The organism is Streptomyces glaucus, assembly GCF_039533365.1.
Classification (GTDB): domain Bacteria; phylum Actinomycetota; class Actinomycetes; order Streptomycetales; family Streptomycetaceae; genus Streptomyces; species Streptomyces glaucus.
In genome coordinates this window covers 233,000-254,850 of sequence record NZ_BAAATK010000001.1, presented here as the reverse complement: position 1 = coordinate 254,850, position 21,851 = coordinate 233,000, and the positions used below count along the sequence as shown (strand labels likewise).

Here is a 21,851-nt window from a genome sequence, read left to right as displayed (position 1 = left end):
GCCGGAAACAGGTCCGGCGGAGGCCGGTCCGGTGAATCCGCCCAGGAGAAAGAGAGAATCGTGTCGTTCCTCGACACCCGCGTCCCCGCCGTACTGCTGCGGATCGATCAGAATCCCTTCCACCACGGCACGCTGGGCGCCGTGCGCTCGCTCGGCCGGGCCGGGGTGGAGGTGCACGTCGTCGCCGACGCGGTGAGGAGTCCGGTCCACCGGTCGCGTTACGTGCACCGGATGCACCCGCCGCCGCTGCCGGGCGCGTCCCCCGACGACGTCCTCGCCGTGCTGCGCCGCGTGGCCGGCCTGATCGCGCGCCCCGCCGTCCTGGTCCCGATGGACGACGCCGGCGCCGTCGCCGTGGCCCGCCTGCGGGACGCGCTGACGCCCTCCTACCTGCTGCCGGCGATGCCGCCCGCGCTGCCCGAGCGCGTCGCGGACAAGGCGGAACTGGCCGCCGTGTGCGCGTCCGCGGACGTCCCGCACCCGCTGACGCTGGTCCCGGACAGCGCGGCGGAGGCCGCCGCCGACGCGCGGCGGCTCGGGCTGCCGCTGGTGGCGAAGTGGAGCCGGCCCTGGCTGCTGCCGGCCGGCAGCGGGCTGCGCAGCACGGTGCTGGTGCGCTCCGAGCAGCAGGCCCGGGAGCTGTGTCTGCGCACCGGGGAGGCGGGCAGCCGGCTGCTGCTGCAGGCGTACCTGCCGCCGGGGCCGGACCGGGACTGGTTCTTCCACGGCTACGCCGACCACGCGGGCACCGTGCGGGCGGGCGGCCCGGGCCGCAAGGAGCTGGCCTGGCCGCGCGGGGCGGGGCTGACCGCGGTGGGCCGCTGGACGCCCAACCCGCAGGTGCGGGCGGCGGCCGAGCGGCTCGTCGGCGCGCTGGGCTACCGCGGCGTCCTCGATCTCGACTTCCGCCGCTGCGGCACCACGGGCCGCTACCACCTGCTCGACTTCAACCCGCGCCCCGGCGCCCAGTTCCGGCTCTTCGCGGACGGCGCGGGCCTGGACGTCGTCCGGGCCCTGCACCTGGACCTGACGGGCCGCCCGCTGCCGGACGGCGTCCCGGTGCCGGGGCGGACGTTCGTGGTGGAGAACTACGCGCCGCTCGCCGCGCTGCGCACGGCGCCGGGCGGACGCGAACTGGCCTGGTACGCCCGGGACGACCGCGGCCCCGGATGGGCGATGTGGGCCCAGTGGTGCCGCCATGTGTCCCGCCGGCTGCGTGAGCGGATCGGCGCGGGCACGCCGGCGCCGGCGCCGGCGCCGATCCCCCGGGCGGCCTCGCCCTCCCTGACCGACGACGAGAAAGCGAGCAGTTGACGATGTACGACCTTCTGGTGGTGGGCGCAGGCCCGTACGGACTGTCGATCGCGTCCCACGCCGCGGCCGCCGGGCTGAACCTCCGGGTGTTCGGCCGGCCCATGGCGTCCTGGCGGGACAACATGCCCCGCGGCATGTTCCTGAAGTCGGAGCCGTGGGCGTCCAACCTCTCCGATCCGGCCGGGCGCTGGCGCCTGGACGCGTACTGCGCGGAGCACGGCCTGACGGCGCGTCACGCGCGGCCGATCCCGGTGGAGGAGTTCGCGGCGTACGGCCTGTGGTTCGCGCGGCACGCCGTGCCGGAGGTGGACGAGCGCACGGTGACCCGGGTGGCGTCCGGCCCCGGCGGCTTCACGGCTCTCACCGAGGACGGGGAGGAGCTGCGCGCGCGGACGGTGGCGCTGGCGGTCGGGGTGATGCCGTTCGTCGAGGTGCCGCGGGCCCTGCGCGGACTGCACCCCGCCCTGGTGACGCACAGCAGCCACCACAGCGATCTCGACCGGTTCCGCGGCCGGGACGTCACGGTGATCGGCGGCGGCCAGGCGGCGCTGGAGACCGCGGCGCTGCTCGCCGAGCAGGGCACCCGCGTGCGGGTGCTGGCGCGGGCGGAGCGGCTGGTGTGGAACGACGTGCCGCCGCCCTGGGAGCGCCCCTGGTGGCAGTCGGTCCGCTCCCCGCACAGCGGTCTCGGCCCCGGCTGGCGGAACTGGTTCTACGCCGAGCGCCCCGGCCTGTTCCGGCGGCTGCCGGAGCCGACCCGGGCCCGCATCGCGACGACGGCGCTGGGGCCGGCGGGCGCCTGGTGGGTGCGGGGCCGGGTGGAGGGCGTGGTGGAGCTGCTGCCGGGCCACGAGGTCGCCGCGGCCTGCGCGGTGCCGGACGGGGTGCGGCTGGAGACGGTGGACCGCGGGGGCGCCCTGCGCACTCTGGAGACCGAGCACGTCATCGCCGCCACCGGGTTCCGGCCGCGCTGCGACCGGCTCGGCCTGCTCGACGGCGGGCTGCGCGGGACGCTGGCGGCGCTGCCCGACGGCTCCCCGGCGGTCGGGCGGGACTTCGAGTCCTCCCACCCGGGCCTGTTCCTGGCGGGGCTGGTGACCGCCTCCGGTTTCGGCCCGGCCATGCGTTTCGTCCATGGCGCGACCTTCACGGCGGCGACCCTCGTCCGCGGGGTGCGCCGCCGGCTCGGGGCGCTCCCCGCGGGCCGGGCGGTCCCCGCGCCGGGTGGCAACAGCCGCAGCGAGTCGCCGTCGCCGGTGCGCGGCTGACCGGGCACCGCCCGGGGAGGGGGGCGGGTGCCGGGCGCGTCGCGTCCGGCACCCGGGAGCGGCTACCGGCGGGCGGCGGCGCGGCTGCGGCGGTAGAGCACCACACCGCCCGTGATCAGCGCGGCGCCGGCGGCCGAGGCCGTCAGGAGTTCCGCGCTGCCGGTCTTGGCCAGCTGGGGCGCGGCGGGCTGCCGCGCGCTGACGGTCGTGATCGTGGACGGCGTCTGGGCGGCCCGCGTGGGGGGAGGCGTGTGCCGCGGCGTCTTGCGCTCCGGCTCGGGGGACGGGGTGGGGGTGCCGGTGGCCGGCGGCGTGCTCGGCGCCGGGGGCGTGCTCGGCGCCGGCGTCTCGTCCTCGTCCCCGTAGCCGTATCCGTATCCGTAGCCGTCGTCGCCGTACGAGGACTCGGAGGAGTCGTCCGCCCCGTACGAGGCGTTGCCGCAGTGGTTGCCGACCGCGCGGCTGATGGCCGCGGCCGCGCCGACGCTGTTGCCGCACAGGTTCACCGGCACGGAGACGGGCACCTGCACGCTGTTCCCGGACAGCGCACCGGAGGATTCCTGGGCGACCGCGGTCGCTTCCGTGTCGGCGAGGGCGGGGCTGCCGGTCAGGGACAGAATGCCCGTGGCGGCGGCCGCCGCGAACACTCCCCTGCTCAGGGTCTGTCGCAATGTGGTTGTCTTCCTGCTTGGAGAAGTGGGAAAGCCGGCCCTGGAACGGAGATCGACGTCCAAGGCCGGCCATGACACAGCCGGAAGGCTGGTGCGTTGGGCGGTCAGTCGTTACATGAACTCGCTGCCGATCGCCGGGTTCAGCACGGTGATGAAATTGACCCGGCCACCGCACCCGTGGGTCGCACTGTGCGCGGGGACCCGGCTGACGTTCGCCCTGCTTCGGGCAGGCGCGTCTGCTTCATCAACCCGGCGCACGGGGATTGGTTGCGCGGGTTCACCCGATCGGCCCGCACCGCACCGCGAGGGGAGAGTCCCCGGAATTCACCGGGCCGGGCCGGTGCTGCCGGCGGGGCGCCGGGGGCGCCGCGCGATCACGACACCACGTCCTTGCGGGCGAAACCGCGGAAGGCCAGGGCGAACAGCACGAGCGCGTAGGTGACCGACAGGGACGTGCCCTGGATCATGTCGGTCCACTCCGGCCGCGGCCGGACGGCGTCGAGCCAGGCGTACTGCCAGTGCGCGGGCAGGACGCTGCGCCAGTCGCCGAGGGCGGTCACCTCGTCGAGGACGCTGCCGATGATGGTCAGGCCCACCGCGCCGCCGACCGCGCCGAGCGGGGCGTCCGTCCGGGTGGACAGCCAGAACGCCAGGGCGGCGGTGACCAGCTGGGACACGAAGAGGTACGCGGTGACGACCAGCAGGCGCCATACGGCGGTGCCGGTGGGCAGGGCGCCGCCGGTGGGCAGTTGCAGCGGGCCCGGGCCGTAGGCCGCCGTGCCGACGGCGTAGGCGACGAGCGGCAGCAGCACGATCGCCGCCAGGCTGAGGACGAGCCCGACGACGAGCTTGGACCACAGCAGGCGGGCCCGCGGCACGGGCGCCGCGAGCAGGTAGCGCAGGGACGACCAGCTCGCCTCCGAGGCGACGGTGTCCCCGCAGAACAGCGCGACGGGGACGACGAGCAGGAAGCCCGCGGCGGCGAAGAGGTTGACGGCGGCGAAGTTCGCCCCGGACACCGTGGCGGTGTCCATGAGGTTGATCCGGTCGTTGCCGCCGCCCGGTTCGCCGCCGACCTGGAAGGCGACGAGCAGGACGAACGGCAGGGCGAACAGGATGCCGCCCATGACGAGGGTGCGCCGCCGCTTCAGCTGCCGGACCAGTTCGACCCCGAGGGGCAGCGTACGGCCCGCCCGGTAGCCGTCGGCCGCCTCGGCGCGGTCGGCCAGCGTGCTCATGCGGGGTCTCCGATCAGGGTGAGGAAGGCGTCTTCGAGGCGGCGGTGGGGGCCCACCGATTCCACGGGCACGTCCAGCCGCACGAGGTCGGCGATCAGCCGCCGGGCGCTGCCGCCGGTGTCGAGCCGGACCACCAGGCCGTCGTCGGCGCGTACCGCCGAGGCCACGCCCGGCAGTGCGGCGATCTTCTCGACGACCGGCGCGTCCACCGGCCGGGCCGTGCCGACCAGCAGCGTGTCGCCGGAGCCGACGATCTCCCGGACCGGGCCCGCCTGGACGAGGCGGCCGTGGTCCATCACCACCAGGTGGGTGCAGGTCTGCTCGACCTCCGCCAGGAGGTGGCTGGAGACGATCACCGTGCGGCCGGCCGCCGCGTAGCGGATCATCACCTCGCGCATCTCGCGGATCTGGGGCGGGTCGAGGCCATTGGTCGGCTCGTCGAGGATGAGCAGGTCGGGCAGGCCGAGCATGGCCTGGGCGATGGCCAGGCGCTGGCGCATGCCCTGCGAGTAGGTGCGGACCGCGCGGGCGAGGGCGTCGCCGAGGCCGGCGATCTCCAGGGCCTCGTCGAGGCGGGCGTCCTCGGGCGGGCGGCCGGTGGCCCGCCAGTACAGCTGGAGGTTCTCGCGTCCGGACAGGTGCGGGAGGAAGCCCGCGCCCTCGACGAACGCGCCGACGCGGGAGAGCACCGGGGCGCCGGGCACGATCGCGTGGCCGAAGACGCGGATCTCGCCGCCGTCCGGTGCGATCAGGCCCATCAGCATGCGCAGGGTGGTCGTCTTCCCGGCGCCGTTCGGGCCGAGCAGGCCGAGCACCTGGCCCTTCTCCACGCGGAAGGACAGGTCCCGCACGGCGTACCGGTCGCTGGACTTCGCGTACCGCTTGGTCAGGCCGGTGATCTGCAGCGGGACGTCGGCCAGCGCGGGGTCGGGGGCGGGCGCCGCGGTGCGGCGGCGGGCGGTCAGCAGCAGGGCCAGGGCGGCGGCCGCGCCGGCGAGCGGGGCCCACCACACCCAGGCGGGCAGGGAGGCCGCCGGCTTCTCCGGGCCGAGGGCCGTCGGCACCGCCAGGTCGCCCTTGAGCGAGACCGTGTACGTGGCGGGGGCCGTCGGGGAGGCGTAGCCGAGGTCGGTGGAGGACAGCACCAGCCGCAGGCGGTGGCCGGCCTCGACCCGGTGGTCGACGGCGGGCAGGGCGATCGTGACGTCCTTGCCGGCCTTCGCGCCGGTCACGCGCAGGGGTTCGACCAGCTGGGCGGGCAGCACCGGCCGGGTGCCGTCCGGGCCGACGTCGTACACCTTGGCGAAGAGCACGGCGTCGTCGCTCGTCGACCGCACGTGGACGGTCACCCGGGGCGAGCCGGTGACCTGGAGGTCGTCCTCCAGGGGGGCCGAGTCGAACGCGGCGAACTGGCCCGGGAAGTCCAGGGAGACGCCGACGCCGAGCGAGGACAGCTGGGACAGGCCGGCCGAGGAGCCGAGGCCGGGCAGGGCGGAGACGGCGGGCGGGCTGGCGCCGGCCGGGTTGGCGAAGCTCTGCTCGCGGCCGGTGAGGGCGAGCGGGCGCGGGTCGCCGTGCAGGCCGGGGTAGGCGTCGGCGCCCGTCCCGGCGAGGCGGGGCTCGCCGTCGCCGGTGCCGGTGCCCAGGGTGCGGGTGACGCGGAAGGCGGGGCCGGTGCCGGCCGTCTCGTCGTCCTTCAGGTAGCGGTCGAACCAGGCCGCGACGCGGGACTGGACGCGGCCGCTCTCCAGGTCGCCGCCGTCGTGCCCGCCCGCGATCCAGTCGACGGCGACGGGGGCGCCGTTGGCGCGGATCGCGCGCGCGGCGGCGTCGGCCTGGCCGAGCGGGAAGAGGGAGTCGGTCTGGCCCTGCACCAGCAGGGTCGGCACCTCGATGCGGTCGCCGACGGCCGCCGGGGAGCGCTCCTGGAGCAGGGCGCGGGCCCGCGCGTCCGGCACGCCGGACGCGGCCACCCGCTCGTACATCCGGCACAGCAGCGGCTCGAACCTCGCGCAGCCGCCGCCGGAGTTGACGAAGATCCCGGCCCACAGCTTCTTGAAGACGCCGTTCGGGAACAGGGCGTCCGCGAGGTTCCAGTAGGTGATCGCCGGGGCGATGGCGTCCACCCGGTCGTCGTGCCCGGCCGCCAGCAGCGCGACCGCGCCGCCGTAGGAGGCGCCCGCCACGCCCACCCGCGGGTCGCCGGACCGGTCGAGGGCGACCTGCGGCTGCCGCGCCAGCCAGTCGATCAGCCTGGAGACGTCGGCGACCTCGCCGTCGGGGTCGTTCAGCCCGATCCGCCCGGTCGACTTCCCGAAGCCGCGCGCCGACCAGGTCAGCACCGCGTAGCCGTCCTCGGCGAGGCGCTCCGCCTGCTGCCGCACGTCGTCCTTGCTGCCGCCGAAGCCGTGCGCCAGCAGGACGGCCGGGCGCCGGCCGCCGGGGCCCGCGGTGAAGTACGAGGTGTCCAGGCGCACCCCGTCGCCCACGGTCACGACCCGGTCGGTGCGGTGCACCGCGGGCGCCTCGTCGGAGGCGGTGGCCGTCCACGTGCCGAAACCGGCGAGGACGGCCACCGCGGCCCCGGCGGCCAGCAGGCGCCGGGGCCCCCGCAGCCGTCCGGACAGACGTCCGGGCAGTCGAAGATCCATGCGTCAACGGTACGGGGTGAACCTGTCGGGAAGGTGTCGGCCGGGGGCCGGAGCCCGGACCCTCCCGCGGGCGTACCGGCTCCTGCCGCGTACTGCGCCCGCGGTACGCGGGCGGGCGAGGACGGGCGGACGGCGGGACGCACGCGGTCAGCTCCGGGCGTCCTCCGGGATCGTCACCAGCCAGCGGCTGCCGGGGCGGGGGCGCAGGTACAGGGCCCAGTAGAGGGTGGCCGCGGCCGTGATGCCGCCGGTCAGCAGCAGGTGGCCCGTCTCCTGCCGGCTCAGGACGTAGGCGAGCACCGCGATCAGCAGCACCGGCGTCGCGGGCCACAGCGGCATCCGCCAGGCGCGGGCGTGCCGGTGGGCGCCGCGCCGGGCGAGCAGGGCGGCGACCGCGACCAGCAGGTACATGCCGGTGACGGAGACGCCCGTGACGCCGTACAGGGTGTCCAGGTCCACGAAGCACAGGGCCGCGCCCGGCACGCCCACGGCGAGCGTGGAGACCCACGGGGAGCCGGACCGGCCGAGCCGGGAGAAGAGGGCGTTGACCGGCTCGGGCCAGGCCCTGTCGCGGGCCGAGGCGAACAGCACGCGCGAGTTCTGGATGACCATGACGATGCCCGCGTTGACGATCGCCAGGGCCACGCAGAGGCTGACGAAGGCGCCGACGGCGGAGCCGGACCAGGCGGTGACCATGCCGCTCAGGTCGCCGGCGGTCAGCTCCTCGACGCTGGACGCCCCCAGGGTGAGGGCGACGACCGGGACCAGGATGATCACGGTGGAGACGGCGAGGGTGGCCAGGACCGTGCGGGCGACGTCGGTGCGCGGGTTCCGCAGTTCCTCGGAGAGGTAGACGGCGGTGGAGAAGCCCTGGGTGACGAAGAGGGCGATGGCGAGCCCGGAGACCACCAGCAGGGCCGTCACGGGGTCCGTGCCGCCGCCCGTCCCGGCCACCTGCATCGAGACCAGGCTGCCGGGGCCGCGCTCGGCGTGGGCGAAGCCGAGCACCGCCACGACGGCCGCCGCGACGACCTCCAGGACCAGGAAGACGCCGGTGATCCAGGCGTTGGCGCGCAGGTCGAGCAGGCCGGCGAGGGTGGCGAGCAGCATCACCGAGGCGCCCGCGACGGCGGGGTCGAGGTGCACGACCGGCGCCAGGTAGTCGGCCGTGCCCATCGCGATCACCGGCGGGACGATCACGACGACCAGCAGGGACAGGACGAAGACCAGCCAGCCCGCCAGCCGCCCGGCCAGCGTCGACACCATGGCGTACTCGCCGCCCGCGCTGGGGACGAGGGTGCCCAGCTCCGCGTAGCAGAACGCGACGGCGACGCAGAGCAGCGAGCCGACGGCGATCGTCAGGGCGGTGGCGGTGCCGAGCGTGCCGAACAGGTCGGGGACGACCACGAAGAGGGTGGAGGCGGGGGTCACGCACGACAGCGTCAGCAGGGTGCCGCCGACGACCCCGATGGAACGTCTGAGTCTGCGGGAACCGTCCGGGGCCGGCGGGACTGGGGTCTCGGCAGGGCGGAGCGTGTCGGTCATGCGGCGGTTCCGATCGACTCGTGCGGCAGGAGATGACGGCCGGGAGCGCTATCGCCTCCGGTGGATCAGGTCGTACGGGTGGGGTCCGCTCCCGGTTGCGGAGAATGGAATCCGACGGAAACCGTGACGTCAATGGGTGTTCTTCTACGGAATTCGTTGCGTTCAAGCCGCCTCAGTGGCCATCCGGACACAACGCGGCATCAGGGAGGCCGTCATGCCCCCCTGCGGGAACCGCAGGGCCGGCCCGCAAAAAAAGGGGCCGTCCGCATGGCGGACGGCCCCTGGGGTGCTGCCGGGGTCAGTGGTTGCGCGGGAACCCGAGGTCGACGCCGGCCGGGGCCTCGGACGGGTCCGGCCAGCGGGTGGTGACGACCTTGCCGCGGGTGTAGAAGCGCGTGCCGTCGTTGCCGTAGACGTGGTGGTCGCCGAAGAGGGAGTCCTTCCAGCCGCCGAAGGAGTGGTAGCCGACCGGGACCGGGATCGGCACGTTCACGCCGACCATGCCGGCCTCGACCTCCAGCTGGAAGCGGCGGGCCGCGCCGCCGTCCCGGGTGAAGATCGCGGTGCCGTTGCCGAACGGGGAGGCGTTGACGAGGGCGACGCCCTCCTCGTAGGTGTCGACGCGCAGCACGCACAGCACCGGGCCGAAGATCTCGTCCCGGTACGCCTTGGCGCTGGTCGGCACCTTGTCGAGCAGCGAGACGCCGATCCAGTGGCCGTCCTCGTAGCCCTCGACGGTGTGGCCGGTGCCGTCCAGGACGACCTCGGCGCCCTCGGCCGCCGCGTTCGCCACGTACGAGGCCACCTTGTCGCGGTGGGCCTTGGTGATCAGCGGGCCCATCTCGCTCGCCGGGTCGTCGCCGGGACCGATCCTGATCTTCTCGGCGCGCTCGCGGATCTTCTCCACCAGCGTGTCGCCGATCGCGCCGACCGCGACGACGGCCGAGACGGCCATGCAGCGCTCGCCCGCGGAGCCGTAGGCCGCCGAGACGGCCGCGTCGGCCGCCGCGTCCAGGTCGGCGTCGGGCAGGACCAGCATGTGGTTCTTGGCGCCGCCGAGCGCCTGGACGCGCTTGCCGTTCGCGGAGGCGGTGGCGTGGACGTGTCGGGCGATCGGGGTGGAGCCGACGAAGGAGACGGCCTTGACGTCGGGGTGGGCGAGCAGGCGGTCCACGGCCACCTTGTCGCCGTGGACGACGTTGAACACCCCGTCCGGCAGGCCCGCCTCGGCCAGCAGTTCGGCCAGGCGGACGGAGGCCGACGGGTCCTTCTCGCTCGGCTTCAGCACGAAGGTGTTGCCGCACGCGATGGCGATCGGGAACATCCACATCGGCACCATCGCCGGGAAGTTGAACGGCGTGATGCCGGCGACCACGCCGAGCGGCTGCCGGATGGAGGCCACGTCGACCCGGCCGGCGACCTGCGTGGACAGCTCGCCCTTCAGCTGCACCGGGATGCCGCACGCCAGGTCGACGATCTCCAGGCCGCGCGCCACCTCGCCGAGCGCGTCGGAGTGCACCTTGCCGTGCTCGGCGGTGATCAGCCGGGCGAGTTCGTCGCGGTGCGCGTCGAGCAGCGCGCGGAACCTGAACAGGACGGACGTGCGCTGCGCCAGGGACGACTGCCCCCAGGCCGCGTACGCCTCCTTGGCCGCCGCGACCGCCGCGTCCACCTCCTCCACGGAGGCGAACGCCACCTTCGCGGTGACCGCGCCGGTCGCCGGGTCCGTCACCGGGCCGTAGGTGCCCGAGGCGCCTTCGGCGGTCCGCCCGCCGATCCAGTGGTGGACGATCTTCGTCATGACCGAGAACTCCTTCACAGAGGGCGGCGTCGGGTCGCCACGCGCCGTTCGTACAGCTCACCCGCCTCGACCGCCGACGGTCCCGTCGCGGTCTCGGCCCCGGGTCCATCCCACCAGTCCCGTCCCGCGGGCGCGCCCGACACAGTGTCTGCGGTTCGGGCCCCGGCGTAGACACCTGTGGGAGCGGCGGCGGCCCGCGGCCCCGGCGGAAACGGCCCGCGCGGTTCCGGCGGGGCGCCGGTGCCGGCGCCCGGACGGCGTACCGGCCGGGCGTACGCCTCGGCCCGCGCGGCCCGGGGCGGCGCGGACGTCCGCCACCGGGCGCCCCCGGACGTACGGACCTCCGGCGCGGGGCCGCGGCGGGCGGGGAGTCGTCGCTCGCACTTCGCTCCTGCCAGGGCGAAGAGGACTCCCGCGCCGGAGGCGCTCTCGGGCCGGACCCTGCGGCCCGGCGGGTGCGGGGACACGCCGGTCACGGGAGCGCCTTCACCGCGGTCCCCCGGCGGCGCCCGCGGCGCTTTCCGCATCCCCTCGGCATCGTCACCGGCTTCCCCTCGCGTCGGCTCTCCCGGCTTTGTAGTCCCGCGCGCGAACCCCTGTCAACGCTTTGTCCGGACATTCGGACGAGATCTTGACGGTGCCTCCGGGGGAAGCCGCAGGACGCAGGCACGGGGGCCACGGAGGCTGTCACCGCACGCCACCCTCCCCTCTCGCGCCACCCGCGCCGCCCTCCCCTCCCGCACCGCTCTCCCCTCCCGCGCCACCCGCGTCTGTCAACGCGCCACGCCCCGTGCCGGCGCCCGCCTGTGCGTCATCTGTGTCACAAACTCCCCCCTCATGTCACACATGTCGCACGGAGGTGGGCCTTCCGTCACACCCGCGCACGGCCCCTGTCCCGCTCCCGCTCCGCGTCGTTCACCGGGCACAGGCTTGTTGATCACCAGCGCAGCGCCCGGCTCCCCCGGACGGCCGTCCCCCGGCCGCCGCCGCGGCGCGCGCAGGAGAGGGGCACCTCGTGACCGACCGAAGGCTCTGGACCTACAAGGACATCGCCGCCCACATCCGGGTCCAGCCGGACACCGTGCGCTCGTACCGCAAGCACGGCCTGCTGCCCCCGCCCGACCTGGTGCAGGGCGGCAGGCCCTACTGGTACGCCGAGACGATCCGGGCGTGGGTGGCGTCCCGCCCGGGCAACCGGAACCGCCGGGGGGACTGACCGCCGGGTTCCGCCGCCCCGCCGCGGCACGTCCGCGGGGGCGGGCCGGTCAGCTCCACGGTTCGACGACCGTCACGCCCGCCCCCGGCGCGGCGCCCATCGCGGCCAGCGCGGCCGGGACCGCGTCCAGCGCGATCGTGGACGTCACCAGCAGGTCGGGCCGCAGCACGCCCGTCCGGACCAGTTCCAGCATCGGCGGATAGGTGTGCGCGGCCATGCCGTGACTGCCGAGGAGTTCCAGCTCCAGGGCGATGGCGCGGGCCATCGGGACGGGCGTCGTCCCGGCCGGCGAGGGCAGCAGCCCCACCTGGACGTGGCGGCCGCGGCGCCGCAGGCCGTTCACGGACGCGGCGCAGGTGGCGGGCGAGCCGAGGGCGTCGAGGGAGAGATGGGCGCCGCCGCCGGTGAGCTCGCGGACCGCCGCCGCGGTGTCCCGCGTGCGCGAGGCGTCCACGCACTCCGCCGCCCCGAACCTCCGTGCCAGGTCCAGCGCCCCGGCGGACACGTCGACGGCGACGACCCGCGCGCCCGAAGCGGCCGCGATCATCACCGCCGACAGGCCCACCCCGCCGCAGCCGTGCACCGCGACCCACTCCCCCGCCGCCACCCGGCCCTGCTGCACCACCGCCCGGAACGCCGTGGCGAACCGGCAGCCCAGCGAGGCCGCCGTCGGGAACGACATGTCGTCGGGCACGGCGACGAGGTTGACGTCGGCGTGGTCGAGCGCCACGTACTGGGCGAAGGAGCCCCAGTGGGTGAAGCCCGGCTGGGTCTGCCGCTCGCACACCTGCTGGTCGCCCGCCGCGCAGGCGGGGCAGCCGCCGCAGGCGCAGACGAAGGGCACGGTGACCCGGTCGCCGGGCCGCCAGCCGCTCACCCCGGCGCCGGTCTCCTCGACGATCCCGGCGAGTTCATGACCGGGTACGTGCGGCAGCGTGATGTCCGGGTCGTGCCCCTGCCATCCGTGCCAGTCGCTCCGGCACAGCCCGCTCGCCTCGACCCGCACCACGACCCCGTGCTCGGCGGGGCGGGGGTCCGGCACGTCCCGCACCTCGGCCGGCTCTCCGTACCGCTCGAACACGACCGCGCGCATCGTCGACTCCACCTTCCGGGCCGCCATGGTTTCCGGGGGAACGCTAGCCCGGCGGCCGGACCCGCGGTCGGCCGAGGGGTGCGTTCGGCGACGGCGGACCGGGACGGCCGGGGTCCTCCCCGGGAGGGGGAGGCGGGCGCCGGGGACGCGGACCGGGCCGCGCTCCGGGCCGTGGGCGTCGAGCGCGAGGCGTACGCCCAGAGCCGGGGAGCGTCCTCGTGCGCCGCCCCGGGTCACTGGCCGCCGGCCGGCCGGGTACCCGCACCGGCACCACCGCCCCGTCGGGCCCCTCCTGGATTAATACCCCCTAGGGGTATAGTCTGAGGACGGAAGGAGGGACCCGCCGGTCCCCCCTCGACCCACCCGCCTCGACGAGGAGCAACGACATGACCACCCAGACCGACACCCCGGGTTCCGTCACCACCGTCTACCGGGTGAGCGGGATGAGCTGCGGACACTGCGAGGGCGCCGTCTCCGGCGAGATCTCCCGGATCCCCGGCGTCAGCTCGGTGAAGGCCGTCGCCTCGACCGGCGAGGTCACCGTCGTGTCCGAGGCCCCGCTCGACGAGGAGGCCGTGCGCGCCGCCGTCGACGAGGCCGGTTTCGAACTCGCCGGCCAGGCCTGATCCCCCATCCCACGAGCCCTTCGCACGGGCCGCGCGGGCCCGCACCGGCCCGCGCGGCCCGGCCCGTCGCCCGGAGCCCGACCCATGACCAGCACCACCACAGACACCCCTACGGACACCGCGCCGGCGCTCTCCGAGGTCGAGCTGCTCATCGGCGGGATGACCTGCGCCTCCTGCGCGGCCCGCATCGAGAAGAAGCTCAACCGCATGGACGGCGTCACCGCCACGGTGAACTACGCGACGGAGAAGGCCCGGATCACCCATCCCGCGGGCATCGGGGTCGCGGACCTGATCGCCACCGTGGAGAGGACCGGGTACACCGCCCGGGAACCGGTCCGCGCGGAGGACGCCCCCCGGCAGGACGGCGGGGAGGACGCCCGGACGGCCACCGCGGACGACCCCGAGCTGTCCGCCCTGCGCCGGCGCCTCACCGTCTCCGCCCTCCTCGCCGCCCCCGTCGTGCTGCTCGCGATGGTCCCGGTACTGCAGTTCGACAACTGGCAGTGGCTCTCGCTCACCCTCGCCGCGCCGGTCGTCGTCTGGGGCGGGCTGCCCTTCCACCGGGCCGCCTGGACGAACGCCCGGCACGGCGCGGCCACCATGGACACGCTGGTCTCGATCGGCACCCTGGCCGCGTTCGGCTGGTCCCTGTGGGCGCTGTTCCTCGGCCACGCGGGCATGCCCGGCATGCGGCACCCCTTCGAGCTGACCGTCTCCCGCACGGACGGCGCCTCGACGATCTACCTGGAGGTCGCCGCCGGCGTCACCGCCTTCATCCTGCTGGGCCGCTACCTGGAGGCCCGCTCCAAGCGGCGCGCGGGAGCCGCGCTCAGGGCGCTGATGGAACTGGGCGCCAAGGACGTGGCGGTGCTGCGGGACGGCCGCGAGGTGCGGATACCGGCGGACCGGCTGGCCGTCGGCGACCGGTTCGTCGTACGGCCCGGCGAGAAGATCGCCACCGACGGCACCGTCGTCGAGGGCGCCTCCGCCGTGGACGTCTCCATGCTGACCGGCGAGTCCGTCCCGGTGGACGTGACCGTCGGCGACCCGGTCACCGGCGCCACCGTCAACACGGCCGGCCGGCTGGTCGTCGAGGCCACCCGGGTGGGGGCCGGCACCCGGCTCGCGCGGATGGCGAAGCTCGTGGAGGACGCCCAGAACGGCAAGGCCGAGGTGCAGCGGCTCGCCGACCGGATCGCCGGGGTCTTCGTGCCGGCGGTGCTGCTGATCGCGGTCGCCACCTTCGGGATCTGGCTCGCCGCCACCGGCGACACCGTCGCCGCGTTCACCGCCGCCGTCGCCGTGCTGATCATCGCCTGCCCGTGCGCGCTGGGGCTGGCCACGCCGACCGCGCTGCTGGTCGGCACCGGGCGGGGCGCCCAGCTCGGCATCCTGATCAAGGGCCCGGAGGTGCTGGAGTCCACCCGGCGCGTCGACACGGTCGTCCTGGACAAGACCGGCACCGTCACCACCGGACGCATGACCCTGCACGAGGTGTACGCCGCCCGCGGCACCGACGAGAAGCAGGTGCTGCGGCTCGCGGGCGCCGTCGAGCACGCCTCCGAGCACCCCGTCGCCCGGGCGGTCGCCGCCGGCGCCGCGGAGCAGGCCGGCCCGCTGCCGGCCGCCGAGGACTTCGAGAACGTGCCCGGGCGGGGCGCACGGGCACGCGTGGCGGGCCACCGGGTGGCCGTGGGGCGGCTCGCCGAGAACGCCGGGCTCCCCGAGGAACTGGCCCGGGCCAAGGAAGAGGCCGAGCGGGTCGGCCGCACGGCCGTCGTGGTCGGCTGGGACGGCGCGGCGCGGGGGGTCCTCGCCGTCGCGGACGCGGTGAAGGAGACCAGCGCCGAGGCGGTGCGCGAGCTGCGCGCGCTGGGACTCGCACCGGTGCTGCTGACCGGGGACAACCGGACGGTGGCCGAGGCGGTGGCGCACGCCGTGGGCATCGACCAGGTGATCGCGGAGGTCCTGCCCGAGGACAAGGTCGACGTCGTACGGCGGCTGCAGGCCGAGGGGCGGTGCGTCGCCATGGTCGGCGACGGCGTCAACGACGCCGCCGCGCTCGCCACCGCCGATCTGGGCCTGGCGATGGGCACGGGCACGGACGCGGCGATCGAGGCGGGCGACCTGACGCTGGTGCGCGGGGACCTGCGGGTGGCCGCGGACGCCATCCGGCTGTCCCGCAGGACCCTCGCGACGATCAAGGGCAACCTCGTGTGGGCCTTCGGCTACAACGTCGCCGCCCTGCCGCTGGCCGCCGCCGGGCTGCTGAACCCGATGATCGCGGGGGCCACGATGGCCTTCTCGTCGGTGTTCGTGGTGACGAACAGTCTCCGGCTGCGGGCCTTTCGCTGAGGTCTCGAAGCCCGAGCCCCCCCCTGGAGTCCGGCAGGAGCCTCACATAAGCTCTTCACAAGACTCACGCATCGTCCTTACGCTTGAGCCCCGTTCGACGTATCGGGGTTCTTGCGCATCTACCGGACATGTGCAAGAGACGCAGATCACAGTGATGCGAACGTAACCATCGAAGGGGCTCGAAGGTCTAAGTTGGCGATGTCGGGCAGCGTCTTGGGGGGCGCTTCCTGGCATCTGGGGATGTCTTGGGGGACTTCCTCAGTCGGAGGTACCTCCCTGCTCGCACATGGGTGAGAGCTCGGGGGAGCGTTGCCGGGACACGTGCACCGGGAAGCTTTGAGCGGCCCTCCCGGGCGTGCGCTGTCCCGGCAGACCGCACAACCACACAGGTGGGACGGGTTCTGCTCGTTCTGCTCGCACAGCACAGCGATTCAGGCGCTGTCCTCACAGACGCCCGGCCGGATCCCGTGGGGGGAATCCGCACCGGGACATGGGAAGGCGCCCTGGCCGCCGGCCCGTGGGGGGACCGGCGCACCGGGGCGCCTTCTGCTGTCCGCCCGCACCCGGACCTCCGCCCACGCACGGGACCTCCGGCACGCGCGCAAGGCTTCCGCACGCGGCCCTGGACCGGCGCCGCGGGCGCCCCGGAGGCGCGCACGGGGCGCCCTACGGGGCCGGCCACGGCCGTGCCGGCCGGGTCCGCGCGCACGAGGACGCCCGCAGGCCCCGCACGGCCTGTACGGCCCGTACGGCCGCACGGCGAGGCCCCGCACCGGCGGATCGGTGCGGGGCCCGGAAAGCGTCGGTCAGCGCTCCTCGACGGGAACGAAGTCGCGCTCGACCACGCCCGTGTAGATCTGGCGCGGACGGCCGATGCGGGAGCCCGGCTCCTTGATCATCTCCTGCCACTGGGCGATCCAGCCCGGCAGGCGGCCGAGGGCGAACAGGACCGTGAACATCTCGGTCGGGAAGCCCATGGCCCGGTAGATCAGACCGGTGTAGAAGTCGACGTTCGGGTAGAGCTTGCGCTCGGTGAAGTAGTCGTCGGAGAGCGCGTGCTCCTCCAGCTTCAGCGCGATGTCCAGCAGCTCGTCGGACTTGCCGAGGGCGGACAGCACGTCGTGCGCGGCAGCCTTGATGATCTTGGCGCGCGGGTCGAAGTTCTTGTAGACCCGGTGGCCGAAGCCCATCAGGCGGACGCCGTCCTCCTTGTTCTTCACCTTGCGGATGAAGGAGTCGACGTCGCCGCCGGCGTCGCGGATGCCCTCCAGCATCTCCAGCACGGACTGGTTGGCGCCGCCGTGCAGCGGACCCCACAGGGCGTTGATGCCGGCGGAGATCGAGGCGAACATGTTCGCCTGCGAGGAGCCGACCAGGCGGACCGTGGAGGTCGAACAGTTCTGCTCGTGGTCCGCGTGCAGGATCAGCAGCTTGTCCAGCGCGGAGACCACGATCGGGTCGAGCTCGTACTCCTGCGCGGGGACCGAGAAGGTCATGCGGAGGAAGTTCTCGACGTAGCCGAGGTCGTTGCGCGGGTAGACGAACGGGTGGCCGATCGACTTCTTGTACGCGTACGCCGCGATCGTCGGGAGCTTGGCGAGCAGACGGATGGTCGAGAGGTAGCGCTGCTCCTCGTCGAACGGGTTGTGGCTGTCCTGGTAGAAGGTGGACAGCGCCGAGACGACCGAGGACAGCATGGCCATCGGGTGGGCGTCGCGCGGGAAGCCCCGGTAGAAGTTCTTGACGTCCTCGTGCAGCAGGGTGTGCTGCGTGATGTCGTTGCGGAACGCGGTGAGCTGGTCGACGGTCGGCAGCTCGCCGTTGATCAGCAGGTAGGCGACCTCCAGGAAGGTGGAGCGCTCCGCCAGCTGCTCGATCGGGTAGCCGCGGTACCGGAGGATGCCCGCCTCACCGTCCAGGTAGGTGATCGCGGATTTGTAGGCGGCGGTGTTGCCGTAGCCGCTGTCCAGCGTCACCAGACCGGTCTGGGCGCGGAGCTTGCCGATGTCGAAGCCCTTGTCGCCGACGGTACTGTCGATCACCGGGTAGGTGTACTCGTTGCCGTCGTACCGCAGTACTACAGAGTTGTCGCTCACGTCTTCCCTCACCGACGTTGTGCCTCATCTTCGAGGTGCCCTGACTGTCTCTACCTTCCCCCAACCGGCTCAGGAGAGTGCACTCGGGGTCGACCATCGGGCCTAGTGGCGGCACTCAGTGCCGTCAACTTGCCCATCCTGCCCCCTCCGCCCCCCTTCGGGAAGGGCTCTGTGACCTTCACGACTCATTTGATCGATCATTTTCCGTGACGCCGGTCCCGGGGAGGCCGTGGGCCCCGTCCCCGCGGGCGCGCCCGGTCCTCGGGGTCCGGCTCCCGCGGCCTCAGCCCTCCAGAGGGCGGGGGGAGAGCCGGAAGTCCAGTGCCGTGCAGCGCCGGCCCGCCGACACGGTGCGCACCGCCTGTCCGATCGCCTTGCGCGAACCGACGAGGACGACCAGCTTCTTGGCCCGGGTGACCGCCGTGTAGAGCAGGTTGCGCTGGAGCATCATCCAGGCGCCCGTGGTGACCGGGATGACGACCGCCGGATACTCGCTGCCCTGGGAGCGGTGGATGGTCACCGCGTACGCGTGGGCCAGTTCGTCCAGTTCGTCGAATTCGTACGGAACCTCCTCGTCCTCGTCCGTCAGCACCGTCAGGCGCTGGTCGACCGGGTCGAGCGAGGTGACCACGCCCACGGTGCCGTTGAAGACGCCGTTCTCGCCCTTCTCGTAATTGTTGCGGATCTGGGTGACCTTGTCCCCGACGCGGAAGACCCGGCCGCCGAACCGCTTCTCGGGCAGGTCGGGACGGGCGGGGGTGATGGCCTGCTGGAGCAGGCCGTTCAGGGTGCCGGCGCCCGCGGGACCCCGGTGCATGGGGGCCAGGACCTGCACGTCGCGGCGCGGGTCGAGGCCGAACCGGGCCGGGATGCGGCGGGCCGCCACGTCCACGGTGAGCCGGCCGGCCGCCTCCGTGTCGTCCTCGACGAAGAGGAAGAAGTCCTTCATGCCGTCGGTGACGGGGTGCTGCCCGGCGTTGATGCGGTGCGCGTTGGTCACCACCCCGGACTGCTGGGCCTGGCGGAAGACCCGGGTGAGGCGCACGGCGGGCACCGGGCCGCCGTCGGCCAGGAGGTCCCTGAGCACCTCCCCCGCGCCGACGCTGGGCAGCTGGTCCACGTCCCCGACGAAGAGCAGGTGGGCGCCCGGGGGGACGGCCTTGACCAGCTTGTTGGCGAGCAGCAGGTCCAGCATGGAGGCCTCGTCGACCACCACCAGGTCGGCGTCCAGCGGCCGGTCCCGGTCGTAGGCGGCGTCGCCGCCGGGCCTGAGCTCCAGCAGGCGGTGCACGGTGGAGGCCTCGGCGCCGGTGAGCTCGGCGAGGCGCTTGGCGGCGCGGCCGGTGGGGGCGGCGAGCACCACCTTCGCCTTCTTGGCGCGGGCCAGCTCCACGATCGAGCGGACCGTGAAGGACTTGCCGCAGCCGGGGCCGCCGGTCAGCACGGCGACCTTCTCGGTGAGCGCCAGCTTGACGGCCGCCTCCTGCTCGGGCGCCAGATCGGCCCCCGTCCGCCCCTTGAGCCAGCCCAGCGCCTTGTCCCAGTCGACTTGGCGGAAGGCGGGCATCCGGTCCTCGTCCGTGCGCAGCAGGCGCAGCAGCTGGGCGGAGAGGGACAGCTCGGCCCGGTGGAAGGGGACCAGATAGACGGCCGTCACCGGCTCGCCGCCGTCCGGACCGGGTACCCGCTCCCGTACGACACCGGGGTCCCCGCCGTCCTCCGGGGGCTCCGCCAGCTCCGCGAGGCAGTCGATGACCAGGCCGGTGTCGACCTGGAGCAGCTTGACCGCGTCCTTGATCAGCTGTTCCTCGGGCAGGAAGCAGTGGCCCTGGTCGGCGGACTGGGACAGGGCGTACTGCAGGCCGGCCTTGACCCTGTCCGGGCTGTCGTGCGGGATGCCGACGGACTGCGCGATGCGGTCGGCGGTGAGGAAGCCGATGCCCCAGACGTCGGCGGCGAGCCGGTACGGCTGGTTCTTCACGACGGAGATGGAGGCGTCGCCGTACTTCTTGTAGATCCGCACGGCGATCGACGTGGACACCTCGACGGTCTGGAGGAAGAGCATGACCTCCTTGATCGCCTTCTGCTCCTCCCAGGCGTCGGCGATCTTCTTCGTCCGCTTCGGGCCGAGGCCGGGGACCTCGACGAGCCGCTCCGGCTCCTCCTCGATGATCTTCAGGGTGTCCAGGCCGAAGTGCTGCGTGATGCGGTCGGCGAAGACCGGGCCGATGCCCTTGACCAGGCCCGAGCCGAGGTAGCGGCGGATGCCCTGGATCGTGGCCGGCAGCACGGTCGTGTAGTTCTCGACGTGGAACTGCTTGCCGTACTGCGGGTGCGAGCCCCAGCGGCCCTCCATCCGCAGGGACTCCCCCACCTGGGCGCCGAGCAGCGCGCCGACCACCGTGAGCAGATCGCCGGCGCCTCTGCCGGTGTCGACGCGGGCGACGGTGTACCCGTTCTCCTCGTTGGCGTACGTGATGCGTTCCAGGACGCCTTCGAGGACGGCGAGCCGTCGTTCACCGGGGGCGGCCGCGGACTGGTTGGACATGGGTCCGACGGTACCGGGGGGCTGTGACACGGGTGGCCCTGCGGGCCCGGCCGCAGTCCCCGGTGCGCGGTCCCGGCGGCCCGGCGCCCGCTCCCGCGCCCTCCGCGGCGCCGGGCCGGCGAAGAACGCCGGGACGGGGGCCGTACCGTCCGGCGGCCGGCGCACCGGGGCGGACCCGGCCGGTGCCGGGCCGTGCCCGACGAGGACGACCCGCGCCGGGCGTCCCTGCGCCTACGAGGCCAGCCGCTCCCGCGCCGGCCGGCCGGCGCCGGCCGGGGCGAGGGCGGCGGGCTCCGGCCGGCTGATCTCGGCCCACACCGCATCGAGGGAGAGGCCGAGGACGTCGGCGATCGCCGCGATGGTCGGGAAGGCGGGGGTGGCCACGCGGCCCGTCTCGATCTTCCGGAGGGTCTCCGGCGAGACATGGGCGGCGAGCGCGACATCGAGCATCGAACGCTCCCCCCTGGCCCGTCGCAGGAGGGCGCCGAGGCGCTGTCCGCGTTCCACTTCGGCGGGGCTGAGCGGCAGTCTGACCATGGCGCCGATTCTAATACCGGTACAGTAAGGCCGGTATTGTTATTGGAAACCGGAGAAGGCCGCCGCATGATCGAGATCCTGAACCCCGCCCTGCTGGCCCGGGCGAGAGACACCGGCGCCCTGGTCGCCGACATCCTGCACACGCTGAAGGACCGCAGCGCGGTCGGCACCAACCTGCTGGACATCGACCGGTGGGCCAAGGCCATGATCGCCGAGGCCGGAGCCACCTCCTGCTACGTCGACTACGCGCCGTCCTTCGGACGCGGCCCGTTCGGCCACTACATCTGCACGGCCGTCAACGACGCCGTGCTCCACGGGCGGCCGTACGACTACCCGCTCGCCGACGGCGACCTGCTGACCCTCGACCTCGCCGTCTCCCGGGGCGGAGTCGCCGCCGACGCCGCCATCAGCTTCATCGTGGGCGACGCCAGGCCCCCGGAGAGCGTCGCGCTGATCAGCGCGACCGAACGCGCGCTGGCCGCGGGGATCGCCGCCGCCGGTCCCGGGGCCCGCATCGGCGACGTCTCCCACGCCATCGGCACCGTGCTCAGCGAGGCGGGGTACCCGATCAACACCGAGTTCGGAGGCCACGGCATCGGATCGACGATGCACCAGGACCCGCACGTCCCGAACACCGGACGGCCGGGCCGCGGTTACCGGCTGCGCCCCGGGCTGCTGCTGGCGCTGGAGCCGTGGGTCATGGCGGACACCGCCCGACTCGTCACCGACGCCGACGGATGGACGCTCCGCAGCGCCACGGGCTGCCGGACGGCCCACAGCGAGCACACCATCGCCATCACCGAGGACGGAGCCGAGATCCTCACCCTGCCGAAGGGGGCGCGGAGCGAGCAGGCGCTGCGGGGCGCGGCGATCTGACCGACTCGCCCCCACG

15 protein-coding genes and 1 pseudogene are annotated in these 21,851 nt (G+C 74.2%); 6 read left to right on the top strand and 10 right to left on the bottom strand.

From position 1 onward, the window contains the following. Window positions 1–60 precede the first annotated feature (60 nt). Both ABD363_RS01125 and ABD363_RS01120 read left to right on the top strand, forming a co-directional pair. Window positions 61–1,314, top strand: coding sequence for a carboxylate--amine ligase (locus ABD363_RS01125; RefSeq protein ID WP_344599417.1), 1,254 nt, complete (start codon window positions 61–63; stop codon window positions 1,312–1,314). Window positions 1,315–1,316: 2 nt separating this feature from the next. Continuing rightward, a complete protein-coding gene (locus ABD363_RS01120; protein ID WP_344599479.1) occupies window positions 1,317–2,582 on the top strand; it encodes an NAD(P)-binding domain-containing protein in 1,266 nt (421 codons plus the stop codon). Between the two features lie 62 nt (window positions 2,583–2,644). On the opposite strand, the gene ABD363_RS01115 is transcribed toward ABD363_RS01120, so the two are convergent. From ABD363_RS01115 to ABD363_RS01090, 6 genes and pseudogenes are all read right to left on the bottom strand, one after another. Then, window positions 2,645–3,253, bottom strand: coding sequence for a chaplin (locus ABD363_RS01115; protein WP_344599416.1), 609 nt, complete (start codon window positions 3,251–3,253; stop codon window positions 2,645–2,647). Window positions 3,254–3,627: 374 nt separating this feature from the next. Continuing rightward, window positions 3,628–4,491 (bottom strand): ABC transporter permease, encoded by an 864-nt coding sequence (locus tag ABD363_RS01110; RefSeq protein ID WP_344599415.1) that lies wholly within the window; start codon window positions 4,489–4,491, stop codon window positions 3,628–3,630. Continuing rightward, window positions 4,488–7,142 (bottom strand): CocE/NonD family hydrolase, encoded by a 2,655-nt coding sequence (locus ABD363_RS01105; RefSeq protein ID WP_344599414.1) that lies wholly within the window; start codon window positions 7,140–7,142, stop codon window positions 4,488–4,490. Before ABD363_RS01105 ends, ABD363_RS01110 begins: the two co-directional genes overlap by 4 nt. Window positions 7,143–7,289: 147 nt before the next feature. Next, complete coding sequence (locus tag ABD363_RS01100; protein ID WP_344599413.1) at window positions 7,290–8,687, bottom strand: APC family permease; 1,398 nt, start codon at window positions 8,685–8,687, stop codon at window positions 7,290–7,292. 298 nt (window positions 8,688–8,985) lie between these two features. After that, window positions 8,986–10,488, bottom strand: a complete 1,503-nt coding sequence (gene mmsA / locus ABD363_RS01095) for a CoA-acylating methylmalonate-semialdehyde dehydrogenase (RefSeq protein ID WP_344599412.1) — start codon at window positions 10,486–10,488, stop codon at window positions 8,986–8,988. 14 nt (window positions 10,489–10,502) lie between these two features. After that, window positions 10,503–10,685, bottom strand: a pseudogene (locus ABD363_RS01090) (hypothetical protein); the annotation flags it as partial. 818 nt (window positions 10,686–11,503) lie between these two features. Between ABD363_RS01090 and ABD363_RS01085 the strand changes: the two are divergent. Then, a complete protein-coding gene (locus tag ABD363_RS01085; RefSeq protein WP_344599411.1) occupies window positions 11,504–11,704 on the top strand; it encodes a helix-turn-helix transcriptional regulator in 201 nt (66 codons plus the stop codon). A 49-nt stretch (window positions 11,705–11,753) separates the two neighbouring features. On the opposite strand, the gene ABD363_RS01080 is transcribed toward ABD363_RS01085, so the two are convergent. Next, the gene (locus ABD363_RS01080; protein WP_344599478.1) at window positions 11,754–12,797 is read right to left on the bottom strand and encodes a zinc-dependent alcohol dehydrogenase family protein; all 1,044 of its coding nucleotides are present in this window, start codon (window positions 12,795–12,797) and stop codon (window positions 11,754–11,756) included. A 386-nt stretch (window positions 12,798–13,183) separates the two neighbouring features. Here ABD363_RS01080 and ABD363_RS01075 point away from each other — a divergent pair, with 386 nt between their 5' ends. Both ABD363_RS01075 and ABD363_RS01070 read left to right on the top strand, forming a co-directional pair. Next, window positions 13,184–13,423 (top strand): heavy-metal-associated domain-containing protein, encoded by a 240-nt coding sequence (locus ABD363_RS01075; protein ID WP_344599410.1) that lies wholly within the window; start codon window positions 13,184–13,186, stop codon window positions 13,421–13,423. An 84-nt stretch (window positions 13,424–13,507) separates the two neighbouring features. Continuing rightward, a complete protein-coding gene (locus ABD363_RS01070; protein WP_344599409.1) occupies window positions 13,508–15,778 on the top strand; it encodes a heavy metal translocating P-type ATPase in 2,271 nt (756 codons plus the stop codon). Window positions 15,779–16,584: 806 nt separating this feature from the next. Here the strand turns inward: ABD363_RS01070 and ABD363_RS01065 are convergent. From ABD363_RS01065 to ABD363_RS01055, 3 genes are all read right to left on the bottom strand, one after another. Further along, window positions 16,585–17,874 carry a citrate synthase gene (locus tag ABD363_RS01065; protein WP_344599408.1) on the bottom strand — a complete coding sequence of 430 codons (1,290 nt, stop codon included), beginning with the start codon at window positions 17,872–17,874 and terminating at the stop codon, window positions 16,585–16,587. 283 nt (window positions 17,875–18,157) lie between these two features. Beyond that, complete coding sequence (recD2, locus tag ABD363_RS01060; RefSeq protein ID WP_344599407.1) at window positions 18,158–20,422, bottom strand: SF1B family DNA helicase RecD2; 2,265 nt, start codon at window positions 20,420–20,422, stop codon at window positions 18,158–18,160. A 231-nt stretch (window positions 20,423–20,653) separates the two neighbouring features. Then, window positions 20,654–20,959: a helix-turn-helix transcriptional regulator gene (locus ABD363_RS01055; RefSeq protein WP_344599406.1), complete on the bottom strand. Its 306-nt coding sequence runs from the start codon at window positions 20,957–20,959 to the stop codon at window positions 20,654–20,656. Between the two features lie 66 nt (window positions 20,960–21,025). Here ABD363_RS01055 and map point away from each other — a divergent pair, with 66 nt between their 5' ends. Further along, window positions 21,026–21,835, top strand: coding sequence for a type I methionyl aminopeptidase (gene map, locus ABD363_RS01050; protein WP_344599405.1), 810 nt, complete (start codon window positions 21,026–21,028; stop codon window positions 21,833–21,835). Window positions 21,836–21,851: the final 16 nt, after the last annotated feature.